The sequence below is a fragment of the Janthinobacterium sp. PSPC3-1 genome, from assembly GCF_049896105.1.
Lineage (GTDB): Bacteria > Pseudomonadota > Gammaproteobacteria > Burkholderiales > Burkholderiaceae_D > Janthinobacterium.
In genome coordinates this window covers 1-14,289 of record NZ_JAFCTQ010000009.1, presented here as the reverse complement: position 1 = coordinate 14,289, position 14,289 = coordinate 1, and the positions used below count along the sequence as shown (strand labels likewise).

Genomic DNA, 14,289 nt, shown 5'->3' with positions numbered 1-14,289 from the left:
TTGGGGGGATCAGTGCAGCTTGACCTGCGGCGTGCTGCGCTTGATCAGGAAGCGGCCCATCGCCATCACGGCCGTGCGCACGCTGCCCAGCACCGCATTGTGGTGCATCAGGTGCAGGCTGACATACATCATGCGCGCCACAAACCCTTCGACGAACCAGCTCAGGCCCTTGAGCGACCCCATCAGGGTGCCGACCGAGGTGGTGCGGCCGAATGACACCAGCGAGCCGTAATCGAGATATTCATAGGGCTTGGTTTGCGGCGGCTTGCCCTGCGCTTGCAGCACAAAGGTCTTGCGCAGGTAATCGGCCTGCTGGTGGGCGGCCTGGGCGCGCGGCGGCACCAGCTTGCCGTTTTCACCCATGCAGGCGGCGCAGTCGCCGAGCGCATAGATATTCGCGTGGCCCTGCACATTGAGCATGCCCGTCACTTCGAGCTGGCCGGCGCGATTGGTCGGCAAGCCGAGGGTGGCGAGAAATTCGGGGGCGCGGATGCCGGCTGCCCAGACCACGATGTCGGCCGCGTAGCTGGTGCCGGTGGCGACATTGACCTTGTCGGCCTCGATCGAGGTGACGCGCGTATCGGCCGCCACCGTAATGCCATGCTGCACCAGCAATTTGTTGGCGGCGCGCGAGACGCGCTCGGGCAGTGGCGCCAGGATGCGCGGCGCGCCTTCGAGCAGGGTGATGCGCACGTCCTTGATGGCATTCAGGTTCTGGAAACCATAGGCCGCATACACGTCGCTCGCTTCGCGCAGTTCGGCCGCCAGCTCGACGCCGGTGGCGCCGCCGCCGATGATCACGATATCGACGCCAGGGTGGCCCGCGTCGCCACGGCGCTGTTCGGCCATGGCCAGCAGCTTCAGCAGGGTCAGGCGGAAACGCTCGGCGTCTTCGGTGGCGTTCAGTGAAATCGTGTTTTCCTGCGCGCCCGGCACGCCGAAATAATTCGAGGTGCTGCCGACGGCCAGCACCAGCTGGTCATAGCCGACTTGCCGCTCGGGCAGCAATTGCTCGCCCTTGTCGGTGGCGATCGCGCCCACCGTCAGGCTGTTGGAGGCCGCATCGAGGGCGATCAGGGGGCCGTACACATAGCTGAAGCCGTTATCGTGCGCCAGCATCTGGTAGGACAGGCCTTCCTGGTGGATATCGAGGGTGCCTGCCGCCACTTCATGCAGCGAAGGTTTCCAGATATGGTAGAGGCGGCTGTCGACCAGGGTCACCTGCCCGGCGCCGAGCTTGCGGCTGAGTTTGCAAGCGAGCTCAAGCCCGCCTGCCCCGCCACCGACGATAACGATTTTACTGTGCAAAGATCCTCCTGATTGATTGCTTAATTCCTGTTTCCATGGTCCCGGTTGCCATGGCCGTTGCCATGGCCGTTGCCATGGCCGTTGCCATGACCTTTGTCATTGCCATGCCCCTTGCCAGGACGGTTGTCATGGTGGTCCCGGTCGCGGTCCGGGCCGCGGTGCGGTCCGTGATCCGGACGGCCATGCTGCGGCTGCGGCCTGTGCACCGGCGGACGCGCGTGCTGCTGGCGGTAACGGGGCGCATACTGGTTGTTATACCAACCATCCTGAACAAAATAAACTTCTTGGTTACAGGCATTATACCGGCGGCAGTGCTTGGACCAGTTCCTGGCGTGACCAGGCGGCACGCGCAGGTAGATCGGCCGCGCCGAATAATATTGCGGGCGTTCGACGATCACAGGCTGGGCATAGATCAATTCCGGTGCGGGATAGTTGCCCACATCGATGCGCCCGTAAAAGCCGGGCTGGCCGATGCTGACCGTAACGGCGGCATTGGCGGTGGTGGCGCTGGCGGCGGCAAGCAGCAGGCTGGCGGCAAGAACGAGGTTTTTCATGGGGACACTCCTTGATAGATGCCCCGATTGTAGTGCGCTGAGTAAAAACCGTATGTTCGCAAGGACACATAAGCACGCGCGGCCCGGCAGGCGGGCCGCGTGGCGAACGTCTCAGGCGAGGCGGCGCATCGGCTGCGGTCTGGCTGCGGGCGGACGGCGCAGCGGCGTGACATTGCTGGCCAGCACCGCGGCCGGCGCCGTGCCGTCCAGGCGAAACACGCTGACGATCTCGCTCAGGGCCGTGGCCTGGTCCTGCATCGATTCGGCAGCCGCGGCCGCCTGTTCCACCAGGGCCGCGTTCTGCTGGGTCACCTGGTCCATCTGCACGATGGCCATGTTGACCTGCTCGATGCCGGCGCTCTGCTCGCTGCTGGCGGCGGTAATGTCCTGCATGATCTCGGCCACCCGGCGCACGCTGCCCACCACCTCGTCCATCGTCAGGCCGGCGTCGTGCACCAGCCTGGCGCCCACCTCCACCTGTTCCACCGAGTCGCCGATCAGGGCCTTGATTTCCTTCGCCGCAGCGGCCGAGCGTTGCGCCAGGTTGCGCACTTCGGACGCCACCACGGCAAAGCCGCGCCCTTCCTCGCCGGCGCGCGCCGCTTCCACGGCCGCGTTCAGGGCCAGGATATTGGTCTGGAAAGCGATGCCGTCGATCACGCTGATGATGTCGACGATCTTGCGCGAGGAGGCATTGATCGATTCCATGGTCTGCACCACCCGCCCCACCACCGCGCCGCCCTTGCCGGCCACGTCCGAAGCGGCACCGGCCAGGGCATTGGCCTGGCGCGCGTTTTCCGCATTCTGGCGCACGGTGGACGTGAGCTCTTCCATCGACGAAGCGGTCTCTTCCAGCGAACTGGCCTGCTCTTCCGTACGAGAAGACAGGTCCAGGTTGCCCTGCGCAATTTCACTGGAGGCGGTGGTAATGGTTTCGGTGCCGGCGCGCACCTGGCTGACAATGCCGACCAGCTTGTCACGCATGGTTTTCATGGCGAACAGCAGGCTGTCGCTGTCGCCGCCGCGGGTCTGTATCGAGACCGTCAAATCGCCTTCGGCAATCGCGCCGGCGATTTGCGCCGCATAGCCCGGCTCGCCACCGAGCTGGCGGGTCAGGCCGCGCGTGATCAGCGCACCGAGCGCCAGGCCGGCCGCCACGCTGCCCAGCACCAGCGCCACCATGAAGCGGCGGCTGGTCTGGTAGACGCTGCTGGCCTGCTCGGCCGCTTCTTTCGCGCGTGTTTCCTTCTGCTGCGACAACTTATCGAGCACGCTGTCGAGTTCATTCGCGTGCTCGCGCGTTTTATTGAGCAGGGTAATCAGTTCAGGGCCGCGCTGCGCCAGCGGCTCGGCCGCCGCCATCGTCAATACCTGCGCCATGGAGCTGGCATAGTCCGCCTCGACGGCGGCAAAGCGGGCAAACAATTCCTTCGCGGCCGGCGTGACGAACAGCGGTTGCGCCTTGGCCAGGCTTTCCTTGTTGGCCGCGAGAAATTTTGCGATATCGGCCCGGCGCGTGGCGCGTTCTTCTTCGGTGGTGGCCAGCAGAAAATTGCTGCGTGCGCGGCCCACCTTGATCAGGGCGATATTGGCTTCCTTGATATGCGACAGGCCCAGCAATTCGTTGTGGTACATCTGGCCGGCCATGGTATCGATCTTGCCCATGTTGTAAATGCCGATACCGGCCACGATGGCGCCCAGCAAGGCCACGCAAAAAAACGCGGCAATCAAGCGCGTACCTACCTTCATCTGTTTCAACATGTTTTCTCCCATTCAGTACGGCATGCACCACTCATGCTGCTGAATATAGAGAAAAAGCCGCCGAACATATGCTCGGATTGTCACCCCATGACAATTCCTTGATCCTGCACAACACAATTGGTGGCCGATCGTGCTAATCAGACCACCAATCTTTACAAAAGAAAATCAGTGTCCGGCATGGCCAGTTGGCTTGCGTACACTCATTTCCACCGCGCCCGCTTTGATCGCTGCCGGCTTGCCCGCACCCTGCCCCCGCACCGGTTCCGGCAAGGCGCCCGTCCATTCATACGCCAGCGTACCTGTCGGGTGCCGGTACCAGCCCGGATCGCGGTAGTCGCCCGGTTTCTGGTCCTTGCGCACCTTGACGGTGGTAAACATGCCACCCATGCCGATCGCGCCGAAAGGACCATCGCCGGCCATCATCGGCAGGGTATTGTCGGGTATCGGCATCTGCATCTCGCCCATGTCGGCCATACCGCGCTCGCCCATCACCATATAGCCGGGCACCAGCTGATTGATCTTCGCCGCCACGCCCTGATGGTCGACGCCGATCATGGTCGGCACGTCGTGGCCCATGGCGTTCATCGTATGGTGCGATTTGTGGCAGTGGAAGGCCCAGTCGCCCGGATCGGTGGCGGTAAATTCCACCGCCCGCATCTGCCCCACGGCGACGTCGGTGGTCACTTCGGGCCAGCGCGACTCGGGCCGGGTCCAGCCGCCATCGGTGCCGGTCACTTCGAACTCGTGGCCGTGCATGTGGATCGGGTGATTCGTCATGGTCAGGTTGCCCACGCGCACGCGCACCTTGTCGCCCTGGCGCACCACCATCGGGTCGATGCCGGGAAACACGCGACTGTTGAAGGTGAACAGATTAAAATCCGTCATGGTCATGATCTTCGGCGTGTAGCTGCCCGGATCGATATCGTAGTTGCTCAGCAAAAAGACGAAATCGCGGTCGACCTTCATGAAGTTCGGGTCTTTCGGATGTGTCACCCAGAAACCCATCATGCCCATCGCCATCTGCGTCATTTCATCGGCATGCGGGTGGTACATGAAAGTGCCGGGGCGCCTGGCGACAAACTCATAGACAAAGGTCTTGCCGGGGGCAATGCCGGGCTGGGTCAGGCCCGTCACGCCATCCATGCCGTTCGGCAAGCGCTGCCCATGCCAGTGCACGCTGGTGTGTTCCGGCAATTTATTCGTGACAAAGATGCGCACGCGGTCGCCCTCCACCACTTCGATGGTGGGGCCGGGCGACTGGCCGTTATAGCCCCACAGATTGGCCATCATGCCGGGCGCCAGTTCGCGCACGACGGGTTCGGCCACCAGGTGGAATTCCTTGACATTGTTGTTCATGCGCCAAGGAAGTGACCAGCCGTTCAGGGTCACCACCGGATCGTAGGGCCGGCCGTTCGGCGGCGGTGGCGGCGCCTGGGTCCCGGCGCCGGCCATGCTGGCCGCTTCCGGCAAGGAGGCCGCGCCGACCCGGCTGACGGCCGCCGCACTCAAGGCAACGGCGCCCGCGTTCATGAAAAAGTTCCTGCGTGTAATCATCATTATTCCTTGTTGGCTGCGCCGCTGCCATTGATGGCCGACTGCAATTCGGTTTGCGCGATCCAGAAGTCGCGCTGGGTTTCTATCGCGCCATTGACGCTGGCCACCTGCTCGCGCGCGTCCGACAGCAGTTCGAACACGCTGGCCAGCATGCCGTTATAGCGCAGCAGCACCTCGTGTGAAATCGTCTTGCGCAGCGGCACCACTTCATCGCGGTAATGGCGCGCCAGGTCGTAGGCGGTGCGGTAGCTCGAATACGCCTCGCGCACCTCCGAGCGGGCATTGATGGCCGTGCCCGCCGTGCGCTGCAGCGCCTGCTCGTACACGGCTTGCGCGCGCGCGTGGCGGGCCGTGCCCCAGTCAAACAGCGGCAGTTCCAGCGACACCTCGTAGCCGTTTTCGCGCGGCGCGGTGCTGGTGCTCTTGTTGGTGTAGCCGACGTCGAGCACATTGACAAAGCGCGTCACCTTCGACAGGCCCAGCGCGCTGGCGGTGGCTTGCGCGTCGCGTTTGCTCATCTGCACGTCGAGCCGCTGCTCCATCGCCTGCGCTTCGATATTGCCCGGCTCTTCCGCCTTGGCCGGCAAATCCGGCAGCCGGTCGGGCAAGGTAAACGCTGTTTGCCGGCCCCACAGGCCCAGCAAGCGCGTCAGCCGTTCGCGCGCTGCCGTGGCCTGGTGGCGCGCACGGGCCAGGTCACTGACGGCATCGGCGTAAAACACTTGCTGGCGCGCCTGGTCGAGCCGGCTCCAGTTGCCGGCCTGCCGCAAGCGCGAGGCCAGCTCGGCGCCGGCCTCGGCCGACACCAGCGCGCGCTGCATGAACTGCTCGGTCTGCACGGCGGCCACCGCCGTGAAATACGCGCGGCGCGTGTCGCTGGCCAGTTGCACGGCGCTGCCGGCCGCCTGCAGCTTGGCCTGCTCGAAACGGCCGCGCTCGATATTCACGCGCATCGGCATTGTCAGCAGGCCGGCCAGGTCGAAGCTGACGCCACGGTCGATTTCATGGCCTTCGCTGCCATGCGAGCGGCCGAACGACAGGCCGGGGTTGCGCAGGCGGCCGGACTGCACCAGGTCGGCTTCCGAGGCGCCAAGCGCGGCCAGGGATGCTTTCAGGCCCGGATTATTCATCAGCGCAATGCGCACGGCGCTGTCGGCATCCAGGGGCTGGGCCAGCAGGGGCGCCAGGCGGTCTTCGCTATTGCCTGGGGATAAGGCGGCTGGCGCGCCGCTGCGGGCGTCGGTCAGCGCGGCAACATCGCCCAGGCCGCCATCGGGGCTGAAGCTGGTGCAACCGGCCAGCAGCAAGGCCGCCGCCAGCGGGGTCAAACGTAAAAAAGGACGGAAGATGGCCATCTCAGTGCCCCTGGTGTTCATGATGCGGCTTCGCCGGGGCCTCGGGCGCGGCAGGCTTGTCCATAGGCATATTCATTGGCATCTTCATCGGCATCTTGTGCCCTTTCATCATATGGCCCATATGGCCGCCGGCGTCGCCCACTTTCCGGTTGACGGCGCGCCAGGTCTGGTCCGGCGTGGCCTCCTCTTCGGCGGCGGGCTGATAGCTGTCAACAGCGGAACGGTAGACGATGGACGGCACGGATGCCTGCGCATCGTGCGGCGCGGGCGCGGGTGCTTGGGCGAACGCGGCCAGCGGCAGGCACGCGGCCAGGGCCAGGCTGAACAATTGCTTCATGGGTAATCTCGATAACAGGACGGTCGTGCGGCAAAGGCACGGAAATAAAACACTGGCGCAGGGAAACTCCCCGCCAGGTTCACGGGCGGTCAGGCGGAGCGGGGGCTTCTGGGAGGACGTTCGGGCCCGGCTGGTATATGGCCGGCAAACAGCAGCGGCAGCGCGCCCGGCGGCTGCGGCGCGCCCAGCATCAATGGATGCAGCGCGGCCATCGGTGGCGGCGCCGTGGCGCCCACGGTGCAAGCGCCGTGGTTGCCACAATCATGGCCATGGCCCATGTCCATGGCTTTGCCGGCATGGTCTTCCATATCGGCCATGGCGTGGCAATGCGGCGCCTCGGCCTTGACCACTACCGATGCCACGCTCTGCTGCAGGCAGCAGCTGCGCATGGCCGCGGCGAAACCCTGCAAGGGCAGCGCTGCGACCAGCAGCCAGAGCAGCGAACGAACGAGGTGGCGATAAAAGACACGATTCATGGCAGCATGATAAACCTTGACATGGGAGGAAGGTCAAGCGCTTATGCCGGTTGCGCCAGCCAGATGATCCAGGTGCCGAAATAGCCCTGTCCTTCCAGCACGATTTCCCCTTCGGCAACATGCACTTCCCGCAGCGCGTTGACGGTAAAGTAGCGCCGTGCGTCCGCGCCGCGCGGATCGCCGCTGCGGCGCGGACGGTACAGTTGCGCGCCGCTGCGCACGGCAATGGCGTCGAGCAGGTCTCGGTACAGATAATCGACCAGCAGCTCGGCCAGCAGCGGCTGGTGCCGCGCCAGCATGGTGGCAAGGGAGGGATAACCGGCGTCGCGCAAGGCCGGCAGGTCGGACTCGTCCAGCACGGCATCGTCTTCGCGGCAGGTCTGCACGAACGCATCGCAGGCCTCGCCCACCAGGCTGTCCAGCATGCCGGCAGGCAGCCGCAAGCGAAACGGCCGCAAGGGCAGCTCGCTGCGCTGGCCGTAGCCCATGTCGCGGCAACCGAGCCAGCGCGGGTCGAACGGCTGGCCGTCCACCTCGCAGTAAATGTTCAGCTTGTTCATCCGTGGCGCACCAGGGCGTCCCTGACGCCCACGCAATTGCGCCCGCGTTCCTTGGCCACGTACAGCGCCGCGTCGGCGCCCAGCAGGATCGAGGCGCTGTCGCTGTCGCTGTCCTGTTCGCTGGACGAGACCACGCCCAGCGAGACGGTCACGAAACCGGCGCCGGGGATCTCGGCCTCGGCGACCCGCGCGCGCAGCCGTTCGGCCACCTGCAAGGCGATGTCCAGGCTGGCGTCGGGCAGCAGCATGATGAATTCATCGCCGCCATTGCGGCACAGCACGTCGGCGTCGCGCGAACAGGCGCGCATCAAATGGGCCAGGCGCCGGATCACGGCGTCGCCCACCGCATGGCCGCAGCGGTCGTTGACCTGCTTGAAATGGTCGATATCGATGGCGATCACGGAAAACGCCCGTGCCTGTGCTTGCCACGCCTCCAGCGCGGCCGCCATGCCGCGCCGGTTGGCCAGCCCCGTCAACGGGTCGGTCTGCACGTCGGACTTGAGCTTGCCGATCTTTTTCTGCAACAACGACATGCCTACGAGCAAGGCGCGCTTGATCTGCGCCGCTTCCAGGTACCACACGCCGATGCGGCCGATGCGCTCGGCCATGCCGGGCGCATCCATGCGGCTGGCGCCTTCGGCCAGTTGCACCAGCGGCCGCGAGATCAGGCGCGCCAGCCACCAGATCAATGGCAGGCTGAACAAGGCGATCGGCAGGGTATGCCAGAAGGTATTGAGCATCAGCTGCTTGAGCGGCGCCAGGGTGGCGGTCGTCGGGCGCTGCGCCACGATGCCCCAGCCCGTCGACGGCAGCACGGCGTAGCCTGCCAGCATGTCGACGCCGAGCGTATTGACCGTGCTGCCGCTCCCGCTTTCGCCGCGCACGATGGCGTCGATCACCACATTGGCGCCGGCGGTGGCACCGAGCCGGCCGGGATCGGGATGGTACAGCAGGCGCCGCCGCTGCTCGACCACATACAGATAGGAGCCGTCGCGGTAGTAGTGCTGGCCGAGCAGGCTGGAGAGAATATTTTTCTGTTTCAGGTAGATCGAGCCGCCCACATAGCCCAGGTAGTTTCCGCTCGCATCAAAGATGGGATGCGAGATAAAGATTACCAGGTTGCCCGCCGTCGACATATACGGCTGGGTGATCAGGGGACGGCGTTCGCGCAGCGCCTGCAGCGCCCCGCTTGACGCCAGCTGGCTGTTCTGCAAGGCCAGGGTTTCCGGCGAGACAGCCAGCACGATGCCGCGCGCGTTGACGATCAGCACGGAATTAAAACTGTTGGTCTGGCCGCGCAGGCGCTCGGCCTCGGCCGTCAGGGCGGAGGCATCGCCAAACCGGCGCGCCAGCAGGCCGGCGCTATACGCCAGTTGCTGGCGGTTCGACTGCAGGAAATCCTCGGTGCTGCCGGCCAGCTTGTGCGCATAGGCCTGGTTCGCTTCCAGGGTGGTATCGATCAGCAACTGCCGCTGCACCCGATACGTGGCGTAAAAGGTATTGGCCAGCGCGATGATGGCGCTGGCGAACGCCACCAGCACGATCAGCCGGCGCAGGTTTATTCGCAAAGGCAACTTGGGGTGATGCGGCATGAGGAGAACGCGCCTGAAAAAGACGCATTATACATATCTATAGAGCAACAAACGACGATGGCAACCGTTTGTTGTCCGCGATATCAAGGACGCGTCAAGTTCAGGCAATGGTGTGATCAGGCGTGAATCGCGTGCTTTTGCACCCACGACACATATTGCTTCATCCAGCCCTGGAAGAAGCCCAGGCTGGCCGCGCCGATATTGCCGTTTTCATCGAACAGGCCTTCCTTGGCCTGGATAAACATTTCCGGCTGGCCCAGCAGTGGCACGTCGAGGTAGGCCAGCACATTGCGCAAATGCTGCTGCGCCAGCGCGGTGCCGATGGCGCCGACCGACACGCCCAGCACGGCGCCCGGCTTGCCGGCCCACACGCTCTGGCCGTAAGGGCGCGAGCCATGGTCGATGGCGTTTTTCAGCACGCCGGGAATCGAGCGGTTGTATTCGGGAGTGATGAACAGCAGGGCCTGGGCATCGGCGATCTCGGTTTTCAGGCGCAATACTTGCGGTGCCTGGGCGCCGTCGTCGTCCTGGTTGTACAGCGGCAGGTCGCCGATCTCGATCTGCTTGAAGGAAAATTCAGGCGGCGCCAGCTTGACGATGGCGTCCGCCAGCTGGCGGTTGAAGGAATCCTTGCGCAGGCTGCCGACGATGATTGCAACTTGGTATTGACTCATGTAAATCCCCCTGTGATGGTTAAAGAAAAGGCCTGAAGTGAAGATCACGACAGGCCTATCTTGCCATACAAGTATTGCCGGCGTCTGCACGCCAGAAGGTCAGGTGGCGCCTGACGCAAGACCTGCAAGATCTGTATACACGCGGAAATACCGTCCACCGAGATTGGTCAGCACTTCATAGCCGATGGTATGGGCCATGGCGGCCACCGCATCGACCGGGTGTTCCGGGCAGATCAGGTCGACCAGCTGGCCCGGCGCGACCCGGCCGGCATCGATGTTGCTGACGTCGAGCGTGATCGAATCCATGGAAATGGCGCCCACCTGCGGCACGCGCACGCCATCGATCACCGCCACGCCCTGGTTGCTCATGCTGCGCAGCCAGCCATCGGCGTAACCGACGGACACGGTCGCCACCACGCACGGGCCGGTGGCCGTGTAGCGGCAACTGTAGCCGACATGGTCGCCGGCATTGATGCTGCGCGTCTGGATCACCTTGCCCTGCAGGCGCACCACCGATCGCAAGGGATTCGGCTCGCCCGCCTGCGGCGTGATGCCGTACAGGGCCGCGCCGGGGCGCACCAGGTCGAAATGGTAGTCGGGCGACAGGAACACGCCCGAGGAATTGGCCAGGCTGGCCGGATACTGCGGCAGGCGCGCGCGGATTTCCAGGAAGCGCGCCAGTTGCTGCGCGTTGGCCGGATGATAGCGCTCGTCGGCGCAGGCCAGGTGGCTCATGATATACCGCACCTTGATGCCATCAAGAAAATGCGCATCGGCCAGCCAGCCATCGATTTCCTGCGGCGACATGCCCATGCGCGACATGCCCGTATCGACCTGGACGATGGCGTCCAGCTCACGGTCGAGCGCGGCGGCATGCGCGCGCCAGCCGGCCACCTGCGGCTCGCTGTTGAGCACGGGGATCAAGCCATGTCGCGTGAATTCGCCTTCCGTGCCGACCGGCGGGCCGTGCAGCACAAAGATGGCGGCGTCCGGCGCCACGTGCGGACGCAGGCTGATGCCCTCTTCCAGGTGGGCGACAAAAAAATGCCGGCAACCCTCTTCATGCAGGGCCGCGGCCACCTGCGCCGCGCCGAGGCCATACGCGTCCGATTTCACCACCGCCGAACAGGCGGCCGGCTGCACGCGCTCGCGCAACAGCCGGTAATTGGCGCGCACGGCGTCGATATCGATGGTCAGAATGGCGCCGCTGCGCGCCTGTGCCGCCACCTTGCTGCTTGCTTCTGTTACCTTGCTCATTTCTGCTTACGCCTCCGCATATTGCAGCTTGCCGCGCTGCTCCCCGCCATTGTAGCGGCCCACGGACAGGTCGTCGGCCTGGATCGCCGGCTGTTTCGACGACATCAGGTCGGCCAGCAACTGGGCCGAACCGCAGGACATGGTCCAGCCCAGGGTGCCGTGGCCCGTGTTCAGGTACAGATTGCGCAGCGGCGTGCGGCCGACGATGGGCGTGCCATCCGGCGTCATCGGGCGCAGCCCGGTCCAGAAGGTGGCCTCCGCCGTGCTGCCGCCGCCGGGAAACAGGTCGTTGACCACCATTTCCAGGGTTTCGCGGCGGCGCGGGTTCAAACGCAGGTCGTAGCCGGCGATCTCGGCCATGCCGCCGACGCGGATGCGGTCGTCGAAACGCGTCACCGCAATCTTGTAGGTCTCGTCGAGAATGGTCGAGACGGGCGCCTTGGCCGCGTTGACGATGGGCACGGTAATCGAATAGCCCTTCAGCGGATACACAGGGATGCCCAGCAAGGGGTTCAGCAGGGTGGTCGAATAGGAACCCAGCGCCACCACGTAGGCGTCGGCCTTGACCACTTCGCCGCCGCACTGCACGCCGGCAATGCTGTCGCCCTGCGTCAGCAGCGCGTCGATCGATACGCCGTAGCGGAACTGCACGCCCAGGTTGACGGCCATTTCGGCCAGGCGGGTGGTGAACAACTGGCAGTCGCCGGTTTCATCGTTGGGCAGGCGCAGGCCGCCGAACAATTTGTCCTTGACACCTTCCAGGGCCGGTTCGGCGCGCGACAACTGATCGCGCTGCAACACTTCGAACGGCACGCCGGCGTCGCGCAGCACGTCGATATCCTTGGCCGCGTCGTTGTACTGTTTTTCAGTGCGGAACAATTGCATCGTGCCTTGCTGGCGGCCTTCATAGGTGATGCCGGCCTCGGCCCGCAAGACCTTGAAGCAGTCGCGGCTGTACTCGGCCAGCCGCACCATGCGCTCCTTGTTGACGGCGTAGGCGTCGGGGGTGCAGTTGCGCAGCATCTGCCACATCCATTTCAGCTGCGACAGGCTGCCGTCGAGCGAGATCGACAATGGCGCGTGGCGCTGCATCATCCATTTCACCGCTTTCAGGGGAATCCCGGGCGCCGCCCACGGCGAAGCGTAACCAGGAGAAATTTGCCCCGCATTGGCGAAGCTGGTTTCCAGTGCCGGACCCGGCTGGCGGTCGATGACGGTCACGTCATGTCCTGCCCGGGCCAGATAGTAAGCACTGGTGACGCCGATGACGCCGCTACCCAGAATCACGATACGCATAATTTCCTCTATTTATTTTAGGGCAGATTGCCAGATTTACCGCTATGATATTGGTAAGTGCCCAGCATATGTTCACGTATAAATCGAGATATTCAGCAAATAATCATAAAAATCCATGAGAATTCTAAAAGAATCGTCGCGCGGCCTGGACAAGCTGGACCGGCATATCCTGCGCATCCTGCAACAGGACGGCCGCATCTCGATGAAAGACCTCGGTGAACAGGTGGGTTTGTCGATCACGCCCTGCATCGAACGGGTCAAGCGCATGGAGCGCGACGGCGTCATCACGGGCTACCACGCCAAGGTCAATCCGGCCGCGCTGGGGGCCAAATTGCTGGTCTTTGTCGAGATCACCCTCAATCAAAAATCGGCGTCGGCCTTCGAGCAATTTCGCCGCGAAGTGCTGCAGATTCCCGAGGTGCAGGAATGCCATCTGGTGTCGGGCGATTTCGACTACCTGATCAAGGCGCGCATCCATGAAATGGCGGAGTACCGCAAATTGCTGGGCGACATGCTGCTGCAGCTGCCGGGGGCGGCGCAATCGAAAAGCTATGTGGTGATGGAAGAAATCAAGGAAACCCTGGCGGTCTCGACCGAAGTGCTGCAGGGCCGCTGAAAAGTAGCGGCTACCGGCACCATCGGTATCGATTTGTGCGCCTTTATAGAATCCGGTAGCACATCGTTACAAACGCAAGCACACTCCCCCTCGACATCACGCCCGTCCCCTCTGAGATTGGAAGCAGTGATGCGCACCGGGACTACTGCTATGAATACATTCTTGAAACTGGCGTTTTCTTGCCTCGCGGGCCTCAGCGTGGCCATGTGCACCGCCAGCGAATACACCGTCAACCGCGCACCCGCCAACGGCGCCATCTACCAGAACATTACCGTCGGCAAGACCACCCGCCTCGACCTCGACGCGGCCCTCGGCAGCGCCACGGTGGTCAGTTTCGACCCCGGCTATGAAGTCTGGGTCTACAAGAACCAGCTGCAAGCGCCGTCCGCCAGCCGCTACCTGCCTCTGCTCAACGCCAAGGGCACGCGCGAAGTGGCCGTCATGTTCGACCGCGCCGGGGTGGTCAGGAAATTCCGCATTCACGAACCGCGCAAATAAGCGGCCGGCAGGCTTGCCCAAACATCAGCGAATGAAAGTCCATGCGTCACCTTGACGCCAACGGTGCCAATTGTGAGCAACGCAGTCCACCTTACGCAAGGCCGTTGAATACATGAATACATCACTATTGGGGTGACGCAAAGCTCTTTTTGATGTGCTCGCTAAAGTCATTGCTACCACCATGCAATGGCAACGAGAATTTCATGAACTTCTTTGACGGCGACTCAATCGCATTGGCTGCGCTGCTCGGCGACATGCAGGGCGACCGCCTGCTGCGGCTGCACTTTCCGCAAGGCGACGCGCCCGCCGGCACCTTGCTGCTGGCCAATGCGCTCGACGCCAGCGAAAGCCTGTCGCGCGATTTTTCCTATGTCGTGGAAGTACTGTCCGATAACGCCTCCATCCCGCTGACTGCGCTGATGGGCAAGATGGTCAGCATCGAACTGGTGCG

Annotated in this window: 14 protein-coding genes and 1 pseudogene; 3 read left to right on the top strand and 12 right to left on the bottom strand. The window is 63.8% G+C overall.

Annotated elements, in window-relative coordinates:
* Positions 1–9 precede the first annotated feature (9 nt).
* The 12 genes from ACP7B7_RS11690 to ACP7B7_RS11635 form a co-directional block, all read right to left on the bottom strand.
* Positions 10–1,308, bottom strand: coding sequence for an NAD(P)/FAD-dependent oxidoreductase (locus ACP7B7_RS11690; protein ID WP_426076777.1), 1,299 nt, complete (start codon positions 1,306–1,308; stop codon positions 10–12).
* Between the two features lie 20 nt (positions 1,309–1,328).
* On the bottom strand, positions 1,329–1,862 hold the full coding sequence (locus ACP7B7_RS11685) for a hypothetical protein (RefSeq protein WP_426076776.1): 534 nt from the start codon (positions 1,860–1,862) through the stop codon (positions 1,329–1,331).
* 111 nt (positions 1,863–1,973) lie between these two features.
* Positions 1,974–3,623 (bottom strand): methyl-accepting chemotaxis protein, encoded by a 1,650-nt coding sequence (locus ACP7B7_RS11680; RefSeq protein WP_426076775.1) that lies wholly within the window; start codon positions 3,621–3,623, stop codon positions 1,974–1,976.
* Between the two features lie 165 nt (positions 3,624–3,788).
* Positions 3,789–5,177, bottom strand: coding sequence for a multicopper oxidase family protein (locus ACP7B7_RS11675; protein WP_426076888.1), 1,389 nt, complete (start codon positions 5,175–5,177; stop codon positions 3,789–3,791).
* 2 nt (positions 5,178–5,179) lie between these two features.
* On the bottom strand, positions 5,180–6,553 hold the full coding sequence (locus ACP7B7_RS11670; RefSeq protein WP_426076774.1) for a TolC family protein: 1,374 nt from the start codon (positions 6,551–6,553) through the stop codon (positions 5,180–5,182).
* Positions 6,534–6,869, bottom strand: coding sequence for a hypothetical protein (locus ACP7B7_RS11665; protein WP_426076773.1), 336 nt, complete (start codon positions 6,867–6,869; stop codon positions 6,534–6,536). The genes ACP7B7_RS11670 and ACP7B7_RS11665 overlap by 20 nt, the downstream gene beginning before the upstream one ends.
* Positions 6,870–6,958: 89 nt before the next feature.
* Complete coding sequence (locus tag ACP7B7_RS11660) at positions 6,959–7,345, bottom strand: hypothetical protein (RefSeq protein WP_426076772.1); 387 nt, start codon at positions 7,343–7,345, stop codon at positions 6,959–6,961.
* A gap of 41 nt (positions 7,346–7,386) precedes the next feature.
* The gene (locus ACP7B7_RS11655; RefSeq protein ID WP_426076771.1) at positions 7,387–7,905 is read right to left on the bottom strand and encodes a hypothetical protein; all 519 of its coding nucleotides are present in this window, start codon (positions 7,903–7,905) and stop codon (positions 7,387–7,389) included.
* Complete coding sequence (locus ACP7B7_RS11650) at positions 7,902–9,479, bottom strand: diguanylate cyclase (protein ID WP_426076770.1); 1,578 nt, start codon at positions 9,477–9,479, stop codon at positions 7,902–7,904. Before ACP7B7_RS11650 ends, ACP7B7_RS11655 begins: the two co-directional genes overlap by 4 nt.
* Positions 9,480–9,613: 134 nt before the next feature.
* A complete protein-coding gene (locus ACP7B7_RS11645) occupies positions 9,614–10,171 on the bottom strand; it encodes an NADPH-dependent FMN reductase (RefSeq protein ID WP_308921891.1) in 558 nt (185 codons plus the stop codon).
* Between the two features lie 99 nt (positions 10,172–10,270).
* Positions 10,271–11,428, bottom strand: a complete 1,158-nt coding sequence (alr, locus tag ACP7B7_RS11640) for an alanine racemase (RefSeq protein ID WP_426076769.1) — start codon at positions 11,426–11,428, stop codon at positions 10,271–10,273.
* 6 nt (positions 11,429–11,434) lie between these two features.
* Positions 11,435–12,724, bottom strand: a complete 1,290-nt coding sequence (locus tag ACP7B7_RS11635) for a D-amino acid dehydrogenase (protein ID WP_426076768.1) — start codon at positions 12,722–12,724, stop codon at positions 11,435–11,437.
* A 115-nt stretch (positions 12,725–12,839) separates the two neighbouring features.
* Between ACP7B7_RS11635 and ACP7B7_RS11630 the strand changes: the two genes are divergently transcribed.
* The 3 genes and pseudogenes from ACP7B7_RS11630 to ACP7B7_RS11620 form a co-directional block, all read left to right on the top strand.
* Positions 12,840–13,340: an Lrp/AsnC ligand binding domain-containing protein gene (locus ACP7B7_RS11630; RefSeq protein ID WP_065308736.1), complete on the top strand. Its 501-nt coding sequence runs from the start codon at positions 12,840–12,842 to the stop codon at positions 13,338–13,340.
* Between the two features lie 150 nt (positions 13,341–13,490).
* Positions 13,491–13,838 carry a hypothetical protein gene (locus ACP7B7_RS11625; protein WP_426076766.1) on the top strand — a complete coding sequence of 116 codons (348 nt, stop codon included), beginning with the start codon at positions 13,491–13,493 and terminating at the stop codon, positions 13,836–13,838.
* A gap of 203 nt (positions 13,839–14,041) precedes the next feature.
* Positions 14,042–14,289, top strand: a pseudogene (locus ACP7B7_RS11620) (type VI secretion system tip protein VgrG); the annotation flags it as partial.